The sequence below is a fragment of the Microbacterium sp. 1262 genome, assembly GCF_040544895.1.
Taxonomy (GTDB): Bacteria; Actinomycetota; Actinomycetes; order Actinomycetales; family Microbacteriaceae; genus Microbacterium; species Microbacterium plantarum.
In genome coordinates this window covers 946,911-967,304 of sequence record NZ_JBEPKU010000001.1, presented here as the reverse complement: position 1 = coordinate 967,304, position 20,394 = coordinate 946,911, and the positions used below count along the sequence as shown (strand labels likewise).

General features: G+C 71.9%; 15 protein-coding genes. 7 read left to right on the top strand and 8 right to left on the bottom strand.

Annotation, left to right across the window (positions count from 1 at the left end; all coding sequences use genetic code 11):
- Positions 1-400 precede the first annotated feature (400 nt).
- Complete coding sequence (locus ABIC53_RS04525; protein ID WP_269266169.1) at positions 401-2,155, bottom strand: ATP-dependent helicase; 1,755 nt, start codon at positions 2,153-2,155, stop codon at positions 401-403.
- A complete protein-coding gene (nudC, locus tag ABIC53_RS04520; protein WP_274177935.1) occupies positions 2,152-3,054 on the bottom strand; it encodes an NAD(+) diphosphatase in 903 nt (300 codons plus the stop codon). Before nudC ends, ABIC53_RS04525 begins: the two co-directional genes overlap by 4 nt.
- A 65-nt stretch (positions 3,055-3,119) precedes the next feature.
- On the opposite strand from nudC, the gene ABIC53_RS04515 reads away from it, so the two are divergent.
- Complete coding sequence (locus ABIC53_RS04515) at positions 3,120-4,391, top strand: protein kinase family protein (protein ID WP_354450553.1); 1,272 nt, start codon at positions 3,120-3,122, stop codon at positions 4,389-4,391.
- 10 nt (positions 4,392-4,401) lie between these two features.
- Here ABIC53_RS04515 and ABIC53_RS04510 read toward each other — a convergent pair whose 3' ends face one another.
- Entirely contained in the window at positions 4,402-7,683 is a 3,282-nt protein-coding gene (locus ABIC53_RS04510; protein ID WP_354450551.1) for an ATP-dependent helicase, read from the bottom strand.
- Complete coding sequence (locus tag ABIC53_RS04505; RefSeq protein WP_354450549.1) at positions 7,680-10,751, bottom strand: ATP-dependent helicase; 3,072 nt, start codon at positions 10,749-10,751, stop codon at positions 7,680-7,682. The genes ABIC53_RS04510 and ABIC53_RS04505 overlap by 4 nt, the downstream gene beginning before the upstream one ends.
- Before the next feature lie 140 nt (positions 10,752-10,891).
- Between ABIC53_RS04505 and ABIC53_RS04500 the strand changes: the two genes are divergently transcribed.
- Positions 10,892-11,116: a DUF3107 domain-containing protein gene (locus ABIC53_RS04500; protein WP_064956528.1), complete on the top strand. Its 225-nt coding sequence runs from the start codon at positions 10,892-10,894 to the stop codon at positions 11,114-11,116.
- Between the two features lie 2 nt (positions 11,117-11,118).
- The gene (locus tag ABIC53_RS04495; RefSeq protein WP_114589527.1) at positions 11,119-11,409 is read left to right on the top strand and encodes a hypothetical protein; all 291 of its coding nucleotides are present in this window, start codon (positions 11,119-11,121) and stop codon (positions 11,407-11,409) included.
- Positions 11,410-11,421: 12 nt separating this feature from the next.
- Here the strand turns inward: ABIC53_RS04495 and ABIC53_RS04490 are convergent, their stop codons facing one another.
- Complete coding sequence (locus ABIC53_RS04490; RefSeq protein WP_023950553.1) at positions 11,422-12,138, bottom strand: ferritin-like fold-containing protein; 717 nt, start codon at positions 12,136-12,138, stop codon at positions 11,422-11,424.
- A 130-nt stretch (positions 12,139-12,268) separates the two neighbouring features.
- Between ABIC53_RS04490 and ABIC53_RS04485 the strand changes: the two genes are divergently transcribed.
- On the top strand, positions 12,269-13,723 hold the full coding sequence (locus ABIC53_RS04485; protein WP_274177939.1) for a DEAD/DEAH box helicase: 1,455 nt from the start codon (positions 12,269-12,271) through the stop codon (positions 13,721-13,723).
- 30 nt (positions 13,724-13,753) lie between these two features.
- Here the strand turns inward: ABIC53_RS04485 and ABIC53_RS04480 are convergent, their stop codons facing one another.
- A complete protein-coding gene (locus ABIC53_RS04480; protein ID WP_274177940.1) occupies positions 13,754-14,632 on the bottom strand; it encodes a PHP domain-containing protein in 879 nt (292 codons plus the stop codon).
- A gap of 58 nt (positions 14,633-14,690) precedes the next feature.
- Here ABIC53_RS04480 and ABIC53_RS04475 point away from each other — a divergent pair, with 58 nt between their 5' ends.
- The 3 genes from ABIC53_RS04475 to ABIC53_RS04465 all read left to right on the top strand — a co-directional run bounded on the left by ABIC53_RS04475 (position 14,691) and on the right by ABIC53_RS04465 (position 18,970).
- A complete protein-coding gene (locus ABIC53_RS04475; RefSeq protein WP_114589528.1) occupies positions 14,691-15,710 on the top strand; it encodes an endonuclease/exonuclease/phosphatase family protein in 1,020 nt (339 codons plus the stop codon).
- 39 nt (positions 15,711-15,749) lie between these two features.
- Complete coding sequence (locus ABIC53_RS04470; protein WP_274177941.1) at positions 15,750-17,186, top strand: aminopeptidase P family protein; 1,437 nt, start codon at positions 15,750-15,752, stop codon at positions 17,184-17,186.
- A 62-nt stretch (positions 17,187-17,248) separates the two neighbouring features.
- Positions 17,249-18,970, top strand: a complete 1,722-nt coding sequence (locus ABIC53_RS04465; RefSeq protein ID WP_274178040.1) for a gamma-glutamyltransferase family protein — start codon at positions 17,249-17,251, stop codon at positions 18,968-18,970.
- Between the two features lie 16 nt (positions 18,971-18,986).
- Here ABIC53_RS04465 and ABIC53_RS04460 read toward each other — a convergent pair whose 3' ends face one another.
- Complete coding sequence (locus tag ABIC53_RS04460; RefSeq protein WP_274177942.1) at positions 18,987-19,646, bottom strand: alpha/beta hydrolase family protein; 660 nt, start codon at positions 19,644-19,646, stop codon at positions 18,987-18,989.
- 8 nt (positions 19,647-19,654) lie between these two features.
- Positions 19,655-20,386, bottom strand: coding sequence for a YflT domain-containing protein (locus tag ABIC53_RS04455; protein ID WP_274177943.1), 732 nt, complete (start codon positions 20,384-20,386; stop codon positions 19,655-19,657).
- Between the last annotated feature and the right edge of the window lie 8 nt (positions 20,387-20,394).

The window sequence follows — 20,394 nt, the reverse complement described above, 5'->3', positions numbered from 1 at the left end:
GTGTCCGTCACCGTGTCCTTCGGCGACGAGGTCGCGGCCGCAGATCGGGCCGCGGTGGACCATGCGTTCGCGGCGGCCGGTGCACGGCTGCGGGCGTCGACCAACCCGGACTCCACCGGCGTCGTCATCCTCGTCGCCTCCCGGCTGGTCGAGCCACGCCGGGCCGCATCCCTCGTGGCCCGCGACATCCCGCATCTCGCCCTCGAGCTCGCCGGCGACCAGGTCACCGTGGGGCCGCTCGTCGTTCCCGGTCGCACCGGATGTCTGGCGTGCCTTCACGAACACCGTCGCGCTCAGGATGCCGCGTGGCCGGTGCTTGCCGCGCAACTGCTCGCCCGGCCCTGTTCTCCCACCGAGCCCGCCGCCATCGCCGCGGCATGCGCCACGGCGATGCGTCTGATCAGCGCGCCGGTGACGGAGCGGACCCGCTCGCTGACCGTGCTGGCGTCGACCGCCGAGGCGGCGTGGCGCGACCACGAACCTCATCCAGCGTGCTGGTGCCGATCTCCCGGACGAAGCGCGACACCTGGCGTTCATACCGTCCCGACGCCCGGGCCCACGACATCGTCAGCGTGCGCGCTGCCCGCGTGACCCCCACGTAGGTCAGGCGCCGTTCCTCGTCGATCTGCTCGAAGGTCGTGGCGTAAGCGATGGGCAGCAGTCCCTCCGCGAGGCCGACGAGGTGAACGTGGTCCCACTCCAGCCCCTTCGCGGCGTGCAGCGTCGACAGCGTCACCGTGCGGGTCGGGATCTCGTGCTGGTCCTTCGCGCGCACCTGGAGCTCGTCGGTGAAGGCCCGCATCGTGGTGCCCGCCGGCGCTTCTTCGGCGAGACGGAGCAGCGCCGCGCGCGCCTCCCAGGCATCACGGAGCGGCCCGCCCGCCGGCGGCGGCTCGTCTGTCAGCCCGAGCGAACGCAGGATCGAGCGGACGTCTGCGACGAGGTCGCCCGACGACGGGGCGACCGACGCACCCCGCAGCGCCATGACGGCCTGACGCACCTCGGGGATGTCGAAGAAGCGCTTCCCTCCGAGCACCGCCGCGGCGATGCCGCGCCGAGCCAGGGCCGCCAGGAGTGGTGCGGATTGCGCGTTGACGCGGTACAGGACGGCGACGTCGCGCGGATCGATGCCCCGAGCGATCTGGTCGGCGACTGCTTCCGCCACGCCGTCGGCTTCCGCGCTGTCGTCGGCGAACGCACGGATCGTCGGGCGGGGATGGTCGGGTGTCGCCCGATTCGCGGTGAGCTCGAGCGCGCCGGGACGACCCCGCATGAGCGAGTTCGCCACGGCGACAACGCCGGCCTCTGATCGATAGTTCCGCTCGAGTCGCAGCACGCGCGCATCGGGATGGCGCACCCCGAAGTCCAGCAGATACGACGGGTCGGCACCGGCGAAGGAGTAGATCGTCTGGCTCGCGTCGCCCACGACGCAGAGATCGCGGCGCTCACCGAGCCAGAGCTCGAGCAGCCGGTGCTGGACGGGTGAGACGTCCTGGAACTCGTCGACCGTGAAATGCCGGTACTGTTCACGAACCTCGGCGGCGACACGCGGCTCGGCTTCGAGCATTCCCGCGCAGGCGAGGAGGACGTCTTCGAAGTCGAGCTGCCGGCGCTCGTCCTTGAGCTGCTCGTAAGCGCGCTGCAGCGCGACGACGGCGTCCAGCGAGAGAGACCCCACCGGCTCGGGACGATCGAGCGCATAGCGTTCGATAGAGCGCATCGTGATCTTCCGCCACTCGATGCGTGTCGCGACATCGCGAAGCACCGCCGGGTCGGGATCGACGCCGATGGTGTCGGCAGCCTGAGCGAGCAGCCGCACCTTGCTGCCGAGGATCGTGGGGGCCGCGTCACCGGCGAGCTGCGGCCAGAAGTAGTTCAGCTGCGCGAGGGCGGCGGCGTGGAAGGTTCGAGCGGCCACGCCCCCGACGCCCAGCGCCCGGAGGCGGCCCCGCATCTCGCCCGCGGCCTTGGCGGTGAAGGTCACCGCCATCACCCGGCTCGGCGAGTACGCCCCGGTCTCGACGCCATGGGCTATCCGGTGCGTGATGACCCGGGTCTTGCCCGACCCGGCGCCCGCGAGGACGCAGACGGGGCCACGCAACGCCGAGGCGGCCTCGCGCTGCTGTTCATCGAGGCCGGCGAGCGAGTCGCTCACGCCGCGTCCCCGCACCAGTCCGCGATGAGCCGACGCGCGATCGAGGCGGTGCCGGGAAGATTCACCGGCCCGGCGCCGGCGAGCGAACTGCGGATCTCCTCGCGGTCGAACCATCGCACGGCGACGATCTCCTCGCCGTCCGGCCGGGCCGCCGGCGCATCTGCGGCTACGGCGTGGAACCCGAGCATCAGCGAGCGCGGGTAAGGCCACGCCTGCGAGCCTCGATAGACGAGGTCGTCGACGACCACGCCCGCTTCTTCGGCCACCTCGCGGCGGATGGCCGTCTCGAGTGACTCACCCGCTTCGACGAACCCCGCGAAGGTGGAGAACCGGTTGTCCACGGCCCAGGCCGCGTTCTGCCCGAGCAGCAGTCGCTCGTCGCGAACGTCGCGAACCGCGACGATCACCGCGGGATCCGTCCGTGGGAACTGTTCACGACCGCACCCGCTGCACGCGCGGGACCACCCCGCCGACCGCAGCCGTGCGGGGGAACCGCAGCGCGGGCAGAACCGGAAATCCGAGAACCAGCGTCCGAGGGCCACAGCAGTCACGAAGGCACCCGCGTCCTCGTCGACGAGGTCGCCCCCCGACATCCGCAGCGACGCCCACGCGCCCGCGTCATCGCCGTCGACCGGCGACGCGACAGCCGCGACGAGCCGCGCCGAACCGTCGACGGCACGTCCGAGGAAGCCCCATTCGGTGGCGTCCCCGGCCTCTTCGACAGCCGCGGGCTCGTCCCAGACGAGTCGGTTCCCGCGAACACGGGCACGGTCACCGTGTATCTGCACGACGCGGGTCGCCGGGTCGGCACGAAGACGATCGATGAGCGTCTCATCGGAGCGCTCTTCCGGTGACGGTTCGAAGACGGACCGGGCCAGCGCCGGCGGCTGCATTCGCATCTCGGGGACCTCTCTCGCGGGCGTGGCGCGTCGGCCTGCGCGGCCGCCCGACCTACCCTGATGGCATGGCTCGCTCTCCCTTCACTCTAGCCGCGTCCGTCAGTTCGGCTCTCCCCGGGGCTGCCGTCGTGAATGCCGCGGAGCTCACCGAGCGCGCCGAGGGCAGATACGACAGTGCCCTGGTGACCCTCGAGGACGGCCGGAGAGTCGTCGTGCGCGTGCCGGTCGACGTCGACGCCGACCTCGAACTCGTCGCCGACACCCGCGCGCTGCGCGCCCTGACGCCGGGTGTGCGCGGCCTGCTTCCCTTCGAGGCCCCCGCGGTTCTCGGCACAGCCCGGATGGGCGGTTTCACCGCGGTCGTGCAGGATTACGTCCCCGGCTACCGTGTTGAAGCGGGCCACATTCCGCCGGGCCGCGGCGCGGCCTGGTCGCTCGGCTCGGCCATAGCGCGCGTCCACGCCCTCCCCCACGCGGTCGCGCGCGACGCCGGCCTGCGTATCCGCACGAGCGCCGACGTGCGCCAAGACGCCGAACGTCTGCTCGACCGCGCCGAGGCCACCGGCTCGCTGCCTTTCGGTCTCCTCCGACGCTGGAGCACGGCACTCGGCGAGGACCGTCTCTGGCGCTTCGAGGCGACGGTCACGCTGGGCGGGGTCGACCCGGGCCGCTTCGTCCTGAGCGACACCGCCGCCGGCCCCACTGTCACGGGTCTTCTCGCCTGGCACGGTCTCGGCGTCGGCGACCCTGCCGAGGACCTCCGCTGGCTCGCCTCGGCTCCGGATGCCCGCGGCGACGTGCTCGCCGCCTACGCCGAGGCCGCGCACCACACGCCCGACGCCGCTCTCGCTGCGCGCTCGCGTCTGTATGCGGAGCTCGAGTTCGCGCGGTGGCTCGCACACGGCCACGAGACCGGTGCTGCCCGGGTCGTGGAGGATGCCGTCGCGCTGCTGAACGCGCTCGACGAGGGCGTGCGCGACGAGCCTCTCCTGCCGGAGGACTACAGCACCGTCGACGACGCGCTCGAGCTGCTCGGCCGCACGCCGGCTGCGGTGGCTGCGGGCGACACCTCCATGCAGACCGACACCTACGACCCGGCACTTCTGGCGGCGTACCTTGCCGACCAGGACACCGCTGAGCAGGCCGACATCGAAACGGTTCCGATCGACCTGTCCGACTGGACGCCCGACGGCGCCTCGAGCGACCGGCGCGGGGACACCGGCGCCGCACCGACCGTCACGCCGACCTCTGCGACGGGACAGCAGGAGGACGGCGACGACCCCGAGCACGCGGAAGCCGCGCGCAACGCGTTGCGGCGCTGGTCCACCGCCGACTGACGAGTCGCGCTCAGCCCCGCAGGACGAGGTCGTCGGCCACGTAGAACAGCGCGACATCGATCTCGGATTCGGGGATGCCGTGGCGGATCGAGTACGCCCGGCGATAGAGCTCGAGCTGAAGCATCCGCTCGGACCGCTCCGCCGGTGTTCGCGGCGGTCGCCCCGTCTTCCAGTCGACGATCTCGATGCGCCCATCTCGGTCGGCACGGCGGTAGACCGCGTCGAGCTTGCAGATGATGACGTGCGGGCGGCCGTCGCCCAGCATCCGGTCGTCGGCGAAGTCGATCTCGGTCTCGACCTCGATCGGCTGCAGCTCGGCCCATTCAGAGCGCAGGAAGTTCTCCTGCAGACGGCTCAGATCGTCGTCCGCGCCACCGCCCGAGTCATCGGCGGGGTCATCGACCTCCCACAGCGGCGCATCGGGTTGCGGCCCCCGTGCGGTGAGACCGGACCGCTGCTCGACCCAGGCGTGGAAGCGCGTACCCAGCCGCGTCTCACGGTATGGACGCTCAGGCATCGGCCGCAGAGTCGCCTCCACGGCGGAGTCGTAATCGGCGGCGAAGTCTTTGAAGCGCGACGCGGGGATGCGGGTGGGGGCGACCCGTCGGACGCCTCCGGCCCTCTCCTCACGTTCCGCCAGCAAGAGGGCGAGGTCGCGCTCGGGCTGATCCCGCGCGCCCGCGTCGCAGGCGTCGCGCACACGCTGCGCAGCCGCCTCGACCCGCGCGCGCCGCGCGCCCAGGGGATCCAGCGGCCACTGCATCGTCTGACGACGATCGAGGTAGGGGTTCTCCCCCGGTTCGGCATCGGCGAGGTCGTGTTCGAGCGCGGTCGCGATCTCGCGCAGGAACGGGCTCGGACCGCGGGGGTTGCGAGTGCCCGACCACGGTGACCCGCTGAGCAGAAGCGCGTCGCGAGCGCGGGTCACGGCGACATATGCCAGACGACGCTCCTCTTCGCGCTGTCGATCGGCGTTGTCTTCGGCGAATCTCGCGAGCGCCGCCTTGAGGTCCTGCTGGCTCGGCGCCACGTGCGCCTCCCACCCGAGGTCGGGCAGCCAGCGCGCATCACCCCGGAAGGCGTACGGCAAGACTCCGAATCCGAGCCACCCTTGCTTGTCGCGCGGCCGAGCGGGGAGTTCGTCGGCGACGACCCGGCCGACGGCGACAGCATCCCACTCCAGTCCCTTCGATCCGTGGATCGTGAGGATCTGCACGACGTCATCCTCGGGGGGCTCGGTGCGCGGGGCGAACTCGTCCTGCCGCTCGGCGTGGTCGAGCCAGGCGAGCAGGCTCGGCAGCGATCCTGACTCATCGGTCGCGAGGAAACCCTGCAGCTCGTCGACGAAGGCACGCAGCTGATCGGAGGCGACCCGAGCGGGGCCCCGGCTCTCGTTCGCGGCGAGTTCGACGTCGAGGCGCAGTTCCGCCTCGATCAGTCGCACGAGTTCCGGGATGGGCATCGACGACGCGCGCCGCAGCCCGGCGAACGTGGCCGCCGCCTCGCGGAGACGCTCACGGCCGGGTGCGCTGAAGTCAGCCAGCCAACCGTGATCGGGGCCGACGCGCACGAAGAAGTCGAGCGCGTCGATCAGCGACGCGTTCTCTTCCGTCGCGTGCTCAGCAGCCAGCGGCTGCAACCCGACGTCGGAACGCGCGAGTCGGCGCCCGAGCTCAGCGAGCGAACGCAGGTCGCGAAGACCGATCGACCAGCGCGGCCCGCCGAGCAGTCGGAGCAATGCCGACCCTGCCGTCGGATCGCTGATGACACGCAGGGCCGAGACGACGTCGACGACCTCGGGGGTGCTCAGCAGCCCGCCCAGTCCGAGGATGCGGTGCGGGATGCCGCGCCGCGCGAGGGCGTCGGCGAAGCGCACCATGTGCTTCTTGCTGCGCAGCAGGATCGCCGCGCTCGTGGGAAGACCGCGCCGCTGCCGGTCCGCTCTCACTTCCTCGAACCATGCCGCGACGCGCTCGGTCTCGGCGTCGAGATCGGTCTCGAAGACGATGTCGACCCCGCCTGCGGGGGCATTCGGCCGCGGCCGCAGCCGGTCGACCGGCACCGGCGATCGCTGGGCGAGGGGGGCGAGCACGGCGTTGGCGGCATCCAGGATGCGCTCGCTGTTCCGCCAGCTCGTCGCGAGCGAGTACCTGCCCGAGCCGCCGCCGGGCGCGAAGGCGGCCGCGAAGTCGCCCAGGTTGCCGGCGCTCGCGCCGCGCCAGCCGTAGATCGACTGGTGCGGGTCGCCGACCGCCATCACCGACGTACCGGCGAACACGGCGCTCAACAGCTCGGTCTGGACGACGGAAGTGTCCTGATACTCGTCGAGGAGGACGACGGGATACCGCGCGCGGAGGTCGGCGGAGACCGTTGCGTGGGCGCGGACGATCGTCAGCGCCCCAGCCACCTGGTCGGAGAAGTCGATGACACCCGAGCGGAGCTTGCGACGCTGGTACTCCACCGCGAGGTCGGCGAGCAGCGGCAGGCCCGACACCTGCTCCGCCGCCCGCGCGACATCGGCGTAGACGGTCGTGCCGCTGCGGGTCGACGGGCGTTCCAGGACATCCTGGAACGCCGCCCCGAAACGCGCGAGCTCGTCGAAGTCGACGAGGTTGTCGACGCCGTCGCGCGCGATGCGGAGAGCCCCGTCGATGATGCTGCGAAGCGCGTTCTCCCGCGTCTCGAGACGCTCGTCATCCGACTCGAGCACGACGCGCCGCATCAGCAGCCACGCGGCGGATTCGCTGAGCACAGCCGCCTCGGGGTCGCGCCCGATGCGCACCGCGTTCTCGCGCACGATGCCGTCGGCGAAGCTGTTGTAGGTCGACACCGTCGGGCGCTCGAGCAGCGAGTCCGTCGCGGGTCCGAGCGTGCGCGCACCGGTGTCGTCGACGAGGCGGCGCTGCGCGGCGTGACGTCGCGCGCCGCCCGGGTCGCCCGCTCGCTCGAGTTCGCCGAAGACGTCCAGTGCTCCTCGTCGGTGCAGCGCGTCGAGATGCGGCAGCAGGCCCGCGTCCTCGAACTCCGCGAGGCGATCGAGTCGCCGCCGGATGCGTTCGCTCAGCTCGCCTGCCGCCTTACGGGTGAAGGTGAGGCCGAGGATGCCGGAGCGCGGGACGTGTCCGTTCGCGACGAGCCACACGACGCGGCCCGCCATCGTCTCGGTCTTGCCGCTGCCGGCGCCGGCGACGACGAGCGCCGGCGCGAGCGGCGCGGCGATCACCGCGCTCTGCTCCGGGGTCGGTGGGAACTGACCGAGGGCGGACGCCAGGGCTGCAGGCGAGACGATCATGTCGCACTCACCGCCGCGATCGTGTGGATGCGGCAGAGCCCGAACGAATGATCGTCCCGGCAATGCTCCTCGAACGGAGCCTCGAAGCTGCTCCCGGCCATGACGCGTGCGGCGCCGCGGACGCGGCCGAGAAAGCCGACGCGCTCGTCGTCGCCGAAGGGCGGCTGGCGAGGCGCGGCGTAGTCCTTCGTCGCGGCCGTCGGTCGCAGCACGAGCAGCATCGCACCCCCGGGGGGCAGGCCCGCGGCTGCGGGGATCGCACCGTGCTCGTGTGCGAGCTGGTACGCCGCGAGCTGCGCGTGATGGGTCACGGCACGGTCGGTCTGCGGCTCGCGCTTCCCGGTCTTGAGATCGACGATGACGACGCTGCCGTCGGCACGCAGCTCCACGCGATCGACCGCGCCGCTGAGGACGATGCGCCCGTCGGCGTCGTCATGGGCGAGCTCCACCTCGAAACGCGGCTCGGCCCCCAGCAGACGGCCGCCGTCGCGTTCGAAATCCCGGAGATAGCGGGCGAGCCGTCGCACGAGATCACGGGCGCGCATCCGTTCCGCGCGCTCGCGCCAGGCGGACTCGAACTCGAGCTCGCTCCACCGCGCCGACACGGCCCGCCAGAGCGACTCCTCGTCGGGAGACGCGATCTCGAGGGCGCTGTGCACGATCGTGCCGATACCGGCTGTGGCGCTCGACGCGTCACCGCCGAGGTCGGCGATCACCCAGTTCAGCTGACACTCCTCGAGGGTCTCGAGGCGTGAGGGCGAGACGCGGATCGTCTCGACCTCGCGGTCGCGCAGCGGCGCCGTCGTGGTCGGCGGGCGGATGCCGAACCACTCGTCGGGATCGGCGCCCGCGACACCCGCATCGGCCAGGAGCGCGAGCTGCCCGGCCGCGCGTCGGCGGTCGTTCTCCGCGGTGCGCGGATCCGTGAGGGCACGTCGGTGCCGTGCGACGAGACCGCGCAGGGTCAGCGGGTGCGCCGCCTCCGGCGGGGCCCCTTCCGCCTCGGGCAGCAGCTCGAAGAACGGACTCGGTCCCGTGTCGTCGTCATCGACGGCCGTGACCACGACGAGCTCGCGTGCTCGCGAGACCGCACGCGCGAAAAGCCGCAGCTCGTCGTGCAGGACACCGCGACGGCGATCGAGCGCGTCCGCGACCGCGGGGTCGTCGAAGGGCAGCCGCCAGGTGTCGAGCAGTCCGCCGCGCACGCGAAGGTTCGGCCAGATGCCCTCCTGAACCCCGGCCACCACGACGGTGTCGAACTCGGTGCCCAGAGCCGCGGCCGGTGTCAGCACCCGCACCGCTCCGCTCACCGGCGGCGGAACGAACCGGTCGTCGCCGACGTCTGCGTCGAGGATGCCCCGCAGGAAGACGACGGGGGTCGTGCCGTCCTCGCGCTCGCCGTGGCGTTTGGCGGCTTGGAACAGGGCGACGACCGCGTCGAGATCTCGATCCGCCTGCGCGGCCAGCGGCCCGTGGCCGCGAGCGGCTTCGCGCAGGGCACGTTCCCGGCCTGACCCCTCCCACGACGCCCAGAGCAGCTCGTGTGCCGTCGCACCGTCGGCGATGAGGTCGGCGACGGTCCTCAGAGTGTCCGCAACACGCGCCGCCCGACGCGCCTCACGCAGATCGAGCAGTGCGAGCTCGGCGGGGTGGAGCATCGCTGAGCGCAGCAGCTCCCACGCCGACACCGGCTCGCCCTCGCGCGGCGGGAACGCCTGACGGAGCGCAGACCGGAGCCGGCGCTGGTCGACGGCGTCGAGCCCGGCGCCGGAGAGTGCGGCGATGACCTCGTCGCGCTCCCAGGTCTCACCCGGGCGTGCCGCCAGATCGACGAGCCGCAGCAGGTCGCGGACGACGGGCGATTCCCCGAGCGAGGTACCGGTGCCGGAGGTCGCCGTCGGGACGTCGCGCGCAGCCAGTTCGGCCTCGAGCGCGGTGACCTGACGACTGTCGTGGGCGATGACCGCGCACTCCTCCCACGGCACTCCGTGGTGCACGTGCCGCTCGCGAAGCAGCCGCGCCACGGCGTCGAATTCCTCCGAGCGCGATCGCAGCGCCAGCGCCCGGACACCAACCATGGGAGCATCCGGTTCTGGAGCCCGTCGATGCGCCACCAGCCCGACCGCGCCGATGCGGGCGGTGATGGCGGAGACGAGCGGGGCGTGGCGGGCCTCGGCCCGGTGGACCGTGTCGAGCACGACGACGTCGCGGCCCGCGGCGAGACGGGCGAAGTTCTCGGGCGTCGCGCCTCGGAACGCACCGGAGCCCACATCGGGGTCACCGAACGCGACGACGGCGATGTCGCGAGCGCGACAAGCCTGGAGGAGGTCGACGCCGCCGGCGGTCAGCTCCTGCGCGTCGTCGACGAGCACGACCCGCAGCTGCGGGATCCCTCGATGGGAGACGATCTCGACCGCCTCACGGATGAGCCCGGCTGCGTCACGGTGGGCGCCGCGCATGGCGTCGCGGACCGCGAAGTACTCGGACATGAAGGACGCCGCGGCCCGCCAGGCCGGTCGCCCCTCGCGAACGGCGCGGGCGGCGAGAGCGCTCGGGTCGATGCCCGAGGCCGTGCACTCCGCGATGAAAGCGCGCAGTTCGGCGCGGAAGCCGCGCGAGTCGCGCACGTGCGCGGGAAGCTCGCCCGGCCACCGCGACCGCCCGTCGCGCTCGTCCTCCGCGTCGCCGTCGAGAAGGTCGCGGATGATCGCGTCCTCGTCGCCGCCCGTCAGCAGACGCGGCAGTTCGACGCCGCGTCTGACCGCGTCGGCACGCACGATCTGGAAGGCGAAGGCCGGAACCGACCGGGCCAGGGGGCCGGCCGTCGCCACGCCGACGGCGACGCCGAGGTCGTCGCGCAGGTCCGTGGCCGCCTGGCGCGTGGCCGTCAGGACGACGAGCGCGTCGGGGTCGAGTCCGTCGACGACCAGCCGTCGCACCCGTTCGACGATGGTCCGCGTCTTACCTGTGCCCGGCGCGCCGACGACGACGGCGCTCGCCTCGGCCGGGAGCTCGAGCGCGCGCGACTGCGCGGCGTCGGGCACGACGCCGACGGAGACCTGACCCATGTCTTCCACGCTAACCGGCACCGCCGACACCGGTTCGCCGTCGGCGTTCGCCCAGGGCGTGACCCGGCCGGCATCCCGGTCCGACCGGTGTCGTAGAGTCGAAGAGCGCCCGACGCACGGGCGCGGAGGAGGATGTATCCGTGGAGATCCGTATCGGCATCGCGAACACCGGCCGCGAGCTCAGCCTCGAATCCAACGAGTCGGCGGACGCCGTTCGGGCGACCGTTTCCGAGGCTCTCACCTCCGGCGCTCCCTTCGTCGAGCTCAGCGACGCGAAGGGCAGCTCCTACATCGTGCCGACCGCGGGCATCGCATTCGTCGAGGTCGGCACCGACCAGACCCGCCGCGTGGGCTTCGTGGCCTGACCGTGCAGATCGTCCTGGCGCTGATCATGGGCGCCGCGATCGGCCTCGCCGCCGAGTTCGCGATTCGCGGGCGCGAGGCCCGTGGTGCCGCGCTCGCGCCTGTTCTCGGCGCCGTCATCGGCGGCGTCGCGTGGGCAGTGATGACCTGGGCCGGTCTCGCGGTCGACAACCCCGTCATCTGGGTCGTCGCCATCGTGACTCCGGCTGTGCTGGTGCCCGCTGTCCTCCTGCTGCTGACGCGCTCGCGGGCCCGGACGGATGCCGCTGAGCGTCGTCGCCTCCGGATCGGCTGACCGCCCGAGGCGTCAGGCCTCGAGGCCCATCGCGGCCATGCGGCGCGAATGCGCGGCCATCACGTCGGCGTAGGTGGGCTCGACCCTCTTCTCGTCCGCAGGCTGCAGCGATGTCGACCGCAGCGCCGCCCGGGCGATCAGCAGGGTGTCCCCGACGAGGCGGCGGCCCCAGAGCGACAGCAGTCCCCGCCACTGCTCGTCCGCGGCGATGGCATCGGTGATGATGCGCACCAGAGCACTGCGGTCGTCGTGCGCCCGCAGGATGACGGCGACCTGCCGTCCGGTGTCGCCGTAGCTCGCCGACAGCGCGAGGTAGAAGTCGTCGAGCATGCCGGCCGTCAGGTGCACCGAGAGCATCGTCTCGAGTGGCCGTGCGCCGTGCGTCGCGCGGCGGAAGGCATCGAGCGGCTCACGGAAGGGCAGCATCAGCTCGAGCGGATCGGCGCCGCGATCGCGGATCACGCCGACGAGCTCGCGGTGCTTGAGCAGGGCTGTGCCCGCCGCCAACGACAGCGACTCCTTCTGCGACAGCTCCGGGGTCGAGGCGATCAGGTCGCTCAGCGTCTCGAAGTAGCCGAGCTGCAGATACGCGGCCTGACCGAGGAAGGTGTCGACATCGGGAGCGAGCTCCTCGAAATCGACGCGACGGACATCCCCGTAGTCGCCTCGGGATCGCAGCCGCAGGGTGCGACCGACAGGACGCTTGCGCTTGAAGAACCAGCTCACCACGGGTCCAGCCTAGGGTCGCGGTAGGCTGGATGCGCCCCGGCATCGGACCGGGGCCCCGCGCCTGTGGCTGAGTGAAGGGCGTGGACCCACATCACCGGCGGCTTCTCACCGCCAGACAGGCACGTCACCCATGACCACATTCGCTGACCTCGGCGTCGACCAGGACATCGTCGACGCCCTCGCCGACAAGGGCATCGTCGACGCCTTCCCCATCCAGGAGCAGACGATCCCGCTGGGCCTGCCCGGCCAGGACATCATCGGCCAGGCCAAGACCGGCACCGGCAAGACCTTCGGTTTCGGCATCCCCGTCGTGCAGCGCCTGGGACTCGACCCCGCGCCCGGCGTGAAGGCCCTCATCGTCGTCCCCACCCGCGAGCTCGCCGTCCAGGTGTTCGAGGACATGGACATGCTCACCCGCAACCGGTCCACGAGTGTCGTGGCCATCTACGGCGGAAAGGCCTACGAGGGCCAGATCGACCAGCTGAAGGCCGGAGCGCAGATCGTCGTCGGCACCCCGGGCCGCCTGATCGACCTCGCGGGCCAGCGTCTGCTCGACCTGTCCAACGCGACGGAGGTCGTGCTGGACGAGGCCGACAAGATGCTCGACCTCGGCTTCCTCCCCGACATAGAGAAGATCTTCCAGAAGGTCGCTCCCGTCCGTCACACGATGCTCTACTCGGCGACGATGCCGGGACCGATCGTCGCGCTGGCGCGCCGGTTCATGTCGAACCCGATCCACATCCGCGCGACCGACCCCGACGAGGGCCTGACCCAGGCGAACATCAAGCACCTCGTCTACCGCGCGCACTCGCTCGACAAGGACGAGGTCATCGCCCGCATCCTCCAGGCCGAAGGCCGCGGCAAGACCGTCATCTTCACGCGCACCAAGCGCGCGGCCCAGAAGCTCGTCGACGAGCTGAACGACCGCGGCTTCAACGCCGGCGCGGTCCACGGCGACATGAGCCAGGAAGCGCGGGAGCGCTCGATGGCCGGGTTCAAGGCCGGCAAGAAGGACGTCCTGATCGCGACCGACGTCGCCGCGCGCGGCATCGACGTCGACGACGTCACCCACGTCATCAACCACACCATCCCCGACGACGAGAAGACATACCTGCACCGCGCGGGCCGCACCGGTCGCGCCGGCCGCACCGGCATCGCGGTCACCTTCGTCGATTGGGAAGACCTGCACAAGTGGGCCCTCATCAACCGAGCGCTCGAATTCGGTCAGCCCGAGCCCGTCGAGACCTACTCGTCGAGCCCGCACCTCTTCGAGGACCTGAACATCCCCGCGGGAACCAAGGGACGCCTCCGCAAGCTGCCCACGACGCAGAGCGTCAAGACGGTCTCGACGGAATCGTCCGAGGGCGATACGAAGCGTCCCCGTCGCCGCCGCTCGCGCGGCTCGGGCGACGGTGCGGCGGCCGCTGAGGGCTCGGCGGCCGCGTCGACGGATGCCGGGACGGGCACGCACGATGGTGGCGGATCCGAGCACCGCGATGGCAAGACCTCCCCCCGCCGGCGTCGCCGTCGTCGTGGCGGATCGGGATCCGGCGCGGCGGGCTCGACCGCTCCCGCCGCAGGCTGATACGGCCATCTCACGCGCAGCGGCGCCCGACTACGCGTAGACGGGCGCCGTTCCGCTTGCCCGGGCGATGATGCGCGCGACCATGTCATCGTCGGTCGTGTTCTCACCGGGCTGATTCGGCTTGCCGAGACCGTGGTAGTCGCTCGATCCCGTCACGATGAGGTCGAGCTCTGCGGCGAGAGCACGCAGGACGCGCTTGCCGTCCGCTGTGTTCTCGCGGTGCCCGACCTCGAAGCCCGCGAGGCCGTGGGCGACGAGCTCGCGGAGCACCGCGGGCGGCATCATCCGCTCACGTCCGCTCGGCGACGGATGCGCGAGGATCGGCACTCCCCCGGCGGCGACGACGAGCTTCACCGCGGTGACGGGGTCGGGAGCGTAGTGCGGCGTGAAATGCCCCTGACTGGGGTGCAGGATGCCGGCGAACGCCGCCGCGCGATCGACGGCGAGGCCGCGCGCGACGAGAGCGTCGGCGATGTGGGGCCGTCCCACCGTGGCGCCGGCACCGGTCTGCGCGAGCACGTCGTCCCACGTCAGGTCGTGCGAACGGGCGATGCTGCGGACGATCCGTTCGGCCCGGCCGATGCGGTCCTCGCGGATGCGCTCCATCTCCGCGCGCAACCGCGGATGGTCGGGATCGAAGAGGTACGCGAGCAGGTGCACGGTTCGCCACTCGTGGCGGGCGCTGAGTTCCATCCCCGGGAGGAAGGTCATGTCGAGCGACGCCGTGGCCTCGGCCGCTTCGGCCCAGCCGGCCGTCGTGTCGTGGTCGGTGAGCGCCATCGTTCGCACACCCGAACGGTGGGCGGCTTGCACGACTCCGGCAGGAGGCTCCGTCCCGTCGGAGCGGACCGAGTGCAGATGCAGATCGCTGGGGCCGTGGAAGCCGTGCGCGCGCTCTGCCGTACCCATCCTCCACAGCGTAGCCGTGCCCGGCGATCGTCCAGGCTCGCTCTCTTAGAGTCGAGGCGTGAAGCGCGTGTTCGGAGCCCTCGTGGTGGCCCTGTTCGCAGCGGGGGCCATCGTGGCCACCTGGCCGGAGCTTCTCCGCCTCGAACGCGAGTTCCCGTTCGCGCAGGCGGTCGCGCTGCGTCCGTTCCTGATCGGCGCCTTTGTCGCGATCGCCCTGATCTTCCTCGTCCTCTCGCTCGGCCGCCGCATCCGTGCCTTCTGCCTGTGGGTCGTGCTCGTCTCCGTGGTCGTCGCCATCGGCGGCGCGGGAACCCTGGCGGTGAGGGGGCTCGGCGCGGAAACGCTGCCGCCGAAGACGGAGGACAGCATCCGCGTCATGACCTGGAACACCGCCGGTCCCGCGACCGATGCGCAGACCATCGCCGAGACCGCCGTGGCGATGCAGGCCGACATCGTGGCGCTGCCCGAGACGACGATGGACACCGGACGCGCGGTCGCGGTGGCGATGCGCGAGCGCGGGCGCCCGATGTGGGCGCACGTGGACAGCTACGAGGGGCCGGACAGCTGGGACGCGAACTCGACGGCCCTGCTGATCTCACCGGAGCTCGGCGACTACGCGGTCATCGAGTCCGAGGCAGCCGGTACGTCCAACACCACCATCGTCCCGAGCGCCGTCGCCATGCCCGTCGACGGCGACGGCCCCGTGGTGGTGGCGGTGCACGCGGTCGCCCCGCGGCCGGAGGAGATGGCGAGCTGGCGCAGCGACCTCCAGTGGCTGGCCGACCAGTGCGCCACGGACGATGTCATCATGGCCGGTGACTTCAACGCGACGCTCGACCACATGGCGCGTCTCGGAGTCGACGACGCCGATCTGGGTCGCTGCCACGACGCCGCCCGGTCCACCGGCAACGGCGGTATCGGGACCTGGCCGACCGACCTTCCGGCTCCGCTCGGAGCGCCGATCGACCACGTCATGGCAACCGCGTCCTGGAAGCCCGAAGGCTCGGTCGTCATCTCGTCGCTCGATCATTCCGGCAGCGACCATCGCCCGCTCGTCGTGCAGTACACGCGGCGCTGAACCGTCGCGGCGGCCGCCTCCGGGTGCGAGACTGGAGGCATGACCACGAGCGAGACCGAGCCGACCGCAACCGACACGATCGGAACCGCGACCGCCGAGACCGAACCGCCCGCCGAGAACACCAACCGGCGTCAGCCGTTCCCGCAGGGCTTCCTCGACACGATCTCCGAGGGCTGGGCATCGCACCCCGAGACGACGACGCCGCCCCGCGACGCGGCGCGCTTCGCCGCCGCTCGCCGCGAACGGCTCTCACGCGAGTTCCGCGGTCGGCGCCTCGTCATCCCCGCGGGCTCTCTCAAGCAGCGCTCGAACGACACCGACTACCCCTTCCGCGCGCACTCCGCGTTCTCGCATCTGACGGGCTGGGGCAGCGACGCCGTACCCGACTCTGTGCTCGTCTTCGAGCCCACCGCCGGGGGACACGATGTCACCCTGTACCTCCGCGACCGAGCCGATCGCACCACGGCCGAGTTCTACGCCGACGCCTCGGTCGGCGAGTTCTGGATCGGACCGCGCCCGGCACTCGCCGACGTCGCCGCCGATCTCGGTGTTGCGACCGCGCATCTCGCGGATGTCGAGCTACGCGCCGATGACCTGGTCCTCGAAGCAGATCCCGACCTGACGCGGGCCGTGTCCGAGCTGCGGCTGACGAAGGACGAGTACGAGATCGAGCAGATGCGTCTCGCTGTCGCGGCGACCGCACGTGGTTTCGACGACATCGTGGCCGACCTCCCCCGCATCATCGCCACCCCCCGGGGCGAGCGCGTCGTCGAGGGCGTGTTCCACCTGCGCGCTCGCACGGACGGCAACGGCGAGGGCTACGACACGATCGCCGCCTCCGGACCTCACGCCTGCTACCTGCACTGGACGCGCAACGACGGGCCCGTGGTGCCCGGCGACCTCATCCTCGTCGATGCCGGCGTCGAGGTCGACAGCCTCTACACCGCCGACATCACGCGCACGCTGCCCGTGTCGGGACGCTTCACCGAGATTCAGCGCCGCATCTACGAGACCGTTCGCGAGGCGGCCGACACCGCGTTCGCCGCTGCCCGGCCCGGTGTGACGTTCCGCTCGATCCACGAGGCCGCCATGACGGTCATCGCCGCCCGCGTCGCGGAGTGGGGTTTGCTCCCCGTCACGGCGGACGAGGCGCTCGACGCCGACCGGGGCGGCCAGCACCGGCGCTACATGGTCCACGGCACGAGCCACCACCTCGGGATCGACGTGCACGACTGCGCGCAGGCGCGCCGTGAGATGTACTACGACGGCATCCTCGAGCCCGGCATGGTGTTCACGATCGAGCCCGGTCTGTACTTCCAGATCGACGATCTCACCGTGCCCGAGGAGTACCGCGGTATCGGGGTCCGGATCGAGGACGACATCCTCATGACCGAGAGCGGACCCGTCAACCTTTCTGCGGACATCCCGCGCACAGCTGACGAGGTCGAAGCCTGGATCGCACGCGCGACCTCGTGACCGATCGGTTCTCGCCGCCGCCCGCTCAGACGACGCGCCCGCTGCTGACCGGCACGTTCGGGATGGCCGCGGCGACCCATTGGCTCGCCACCGCCACGGCCCAGGCTGTGCTCGAACGCGGGGGCAACGCCTTCGACGCCGCCGCAGCGGGCGGCTTCGTCCTGCAGGTCGTCGAACCCCACCTCAACGGGCCCGGGGGCGATCTCGTCGGCCTCTTCCACGCGGCCGAGGATCCGCGGCCCCGCGTGCTCATGGGCCAGGGGCCGGCGCCTCGCGGCGCGACGATCGAGCACTACCGCGCGGAGGGGCTCGAGACCGTGCCGGGCGCCGGCGCCCTCGCGGCCGCGGTGCCGGGAGCAGTCGACGCCTGGCTCGTCCTGCTGCGCGACTACGGCACGTGGGAGCTCGCCGACGTCCTCGCTTTCGCGATCGGCTACGCCCGCGACGGGCACCCTCTGCTCGCGTCCGCGTCAGCGACCATCGCACGCGTCGCGCAGCTCTTCCGCGACGAATGGCCGTCCTCGGCCGATCTGTGGCTGCCCGGGGGCACCGTGCCGCGGGCCGGCGATGTGTTCCGGAACCCCGCGCTCGCCGCGGTGTTCGAGGGTCTCGTGGCGGCGGGACGAGACGCCGCAGACCGGGCCGCGCGCATCGAGGCTGCTCGCACCGAGTGGCGGACGGGCACGGTCGCGCACGCGACGGCCGCGTTCGCGGCCCGGCCCCATCGACACTCGACCGGAGGCCACCACGCCGGCGTGATCACGGAGGCCGATTTCGCCGACTTCTCCGCAGGGTACGAGGAGCCTCTCACGACGACCTTCCGCGGACGGACCGTGGTCAAGGCCGGCGCGTGGACGCAGGGTCCCGCACTGCTCGAGGCGCTCGCCCTGCTCGATCCGCTGCCCGATGCGCGCCTCGACCCCGCGACTGCGGAGGGCGCGCACACGATCGTCGAGGCCCTCAAGCTGGCCCTCGCGGACCGCGACGCGCACTTCGGCCACGACAGCGTGGTCAGCGAGCTCCTCGACCCCGCCTTCCTCGCCGCGCGTCGTGCGCAGCTGCTCCCGGATGCCTCGCACGAATGGCGCCCGGGTACCGTGGCGGGGCGCGCACCGCATCGTCCGCCGCTCGTGCGTCCCGACGGGACGAGCGTCGCCGGCACGGGCGAACCGACGGTCGGGCGAGCGGGCGAGACGCGCGGCGACACCTGTCAGATCGACGTCGTCGACAGGTGGGGCAACATCATCTCGGTGACACCGTCCGGCGGCTGGCTGCAGTCGTCCCCCGCGATCCCGGAACTCGGTTTCGCGCTGGGCACGCGGCTGCAGATGACCTGGCTCGACGAGACGTCGCCCGCCGCACTCCGCCCGGGCGCCCGCCCACGCACGACCCTCTCCCCGACCCTCGTCATGACCGGCGACCGGGCCGACATCGCGATGGGGACGCCCGGAGGCGACCAGCAGGACCAGTGGCAGCTGCCGATGCTGCTGCGCATGCTGGTCGGGGGCTGGGACGCGCAATCGGCGATCGATGCGCCGACGCTTCACACGACCGCGATGATCGACTCGTTCTGGCCGCGCACCTGGACGCCCGCAGGAGTGGTGATGGAAGACCGGCTCGGCGACGAGGTCGCCTCGGGCCTGCGCGCGCGGGGGCACGACGTCACCGTGGTCGGGCCGTGGAGCCTCGGACGTCTCTCGGCCGTCGGCATCGACCGCTCGCGGGGACTGCTCTGGGCGGCGTCGAACCCGCGCGGGATGCAGGGCTACGCGGCCGGTCGCTGAAGCGGAGCGCCCGCCCTCATTGCGACAACCGGCGGTGGCACCACGGCGCGACCAGCTCGGCCACGGCGCCGCCGACCTCCTCGGCATCCCGTTTGCGTCCCGCGACCTCGAAGGAGTGGCGGCCGCCCTCGACCCAGAGCAACTCCGCGTCGGCGCATCCGGCGACGACGCTCTCGAGGTCGGTTACCGGGTCGACGAACGGATCGCGGGTCCCGGACACGAACAGCTGAGGCGACGTGACCTCCGGCAGATGAGCCGCACGCGGGCGGTCGGGCCGACCGGGCGCATGCAGCGGGTACCCGAGGTAGACGAGCAGAGCCGGGTCGATCGCTCCGGAAGCGGCCGCCATCGATGCCATCCGGCCGCCGTACGACTTCCCCGCCGCGACGATGGGCACCCCGGCATGCGCGTCGGCGATGGCGCGGAAGACCGCCGCCCACGACGCGATGGCGTCACCGGCGGCGCCGGGCAGTCGGCGGCCCGCCACCACATAGGGGAACGGAAAGCGCACGACATCGATCCCGGCCGCCGCGCCGGCATGCGCGAAACCGCCGAGGAACGGATGCTCGGGTCCGGCGCCCGCGCCATGAGCGAGGATCATCACAGCGTCCGCGCGCTCAGCGCGGTCGTACGTCAGCGGCAGGTCGACGGTCCCGGCCGCGATGTCGACCGGCACCGCGTCGATCATCGCTGCGGATCGGTCGCCGGGGGCTCGAGCGTACCCGGAGTCTGCGGGCCGGGAGCCTCGCCGCCGGACACCGGGCCCACGGCCGGCGGCAGCGGGGCGTCGGCGGGGCCGGGGGCGGGCGATCCCGACGGCGGCGCGATCGGGTTGCCCGCGGGTGCCGCCGGACCGGGAGCGGGCCGATCGCCCGACGGAGCGGGCACGGGGTCGATGCGCTCGCCGTACCGGGGCGGCCCGTCCGGCACCGGCGTGGCCGGCGCCGCGGGCCGGGCCGGCGCGACGTTCAGCGCGCCACGGGCGCGATGGATGCTGCTCGCCTGCACGGTCACCTCGTAGTGGTCGGCGACGACCTGCGTCACCGATGCGAAGTCGCGACGACGGCGCACGAGAGCGAACATGACGAGGCTCATCATCATGCCGATCGCGACGCCGACCAGCATCACGCCGAGGAAAAGCTGAATGGCGGCGTCAGGAGTGCCGAAGACGAAGATCAGCGAGAAGATCAGCCCCAGGAGGATGCCGTTGATCGCACCCGTCCGCGCCGCCGTCGCATATCCGAGCCGGCCGGTGACCGTCTCGACCGACCGCAGTCCGTAGCCGACGATGGCGATCTCACGGGCCGGGATGTCGGCCGAGATGAGAGTCGACACCGCCTTCTGCGCGGCCTCGTACGTTGCGTACTCGGCGACCTTCTCACCCGTGACCGCGGGCGTCCCGCCCATCATGCTCATTCCGTCAT

Excerpts from the sequence above, each read along its gene's own strand:
- nudC (WP_274177935.1), bottom strand. The coding sequence starts at position 3,054 with ATGCGAATGCAGCCGCCGGCGCTGGCCCGGTCCGTCTTCGAACCGTCA.
- ABIC53_RS04515 (WP_354450553.1), top strand. The coding sequence starts at position 3,120 with ATGGCTCGCTCTCCCTTCACTCTAGCCGCGTCCGTCAGTTCGGCTCTC.
- ABIC53_RS04510 (WP_354450551.1), bottom strand. The coding sequence starts at position 7,683 with ATGATCGTCTCGCCTGCAGCCCTGGCGTCCGCCCTCGGTCAGTTCCCA.
- ABIC53_RS04505 (WP_354450549.1), bottom strand. The coding sequence starts at position 10,751 with ATGGGTCAGGTCTCCGTCGGCGTCGTGCCCGACGCCGCGCAGTCGCGC.
- ABIC53_RS04485 (WP_274177939.1), top strand. The coding sequence starts at position 12,269 with ATGACCACATTCGCTGACCTCGGCGTCGACCAGGACATCGTCGACGCC.
- ABIC53_RS04480 (WP_274177940.1), bottom strand. The coding sequence starts at position 14,632 with ATGGGTACGGCAGAGCGCGCGCACGGCTTCCACGGCCCCAGCGATCTG.
- ABIC53_RS04470 (WP_274177941.1), top strand. The coding sequence starts at position 15,750 with ATGACCACGAGCGAGACCGAGCCGACCGCAACCGACACGATCGGAACC.
- ABIC53_RS04465 (WP_274178040.1), top strand. The coding sequence starts at position 17,249 with ATGGCCGCGGCGACCCATTGGCTCGCCACCGCCACGGCCCAGGCTGTG.
- ABIC53_RS04455 (WP_274177943.1), bottom strand. The coding sequence starts at position 20,386 with ATGAGCATGATGGGCGGGACGCCCGCGGTCACGGGTGAGAAGGTCGCC.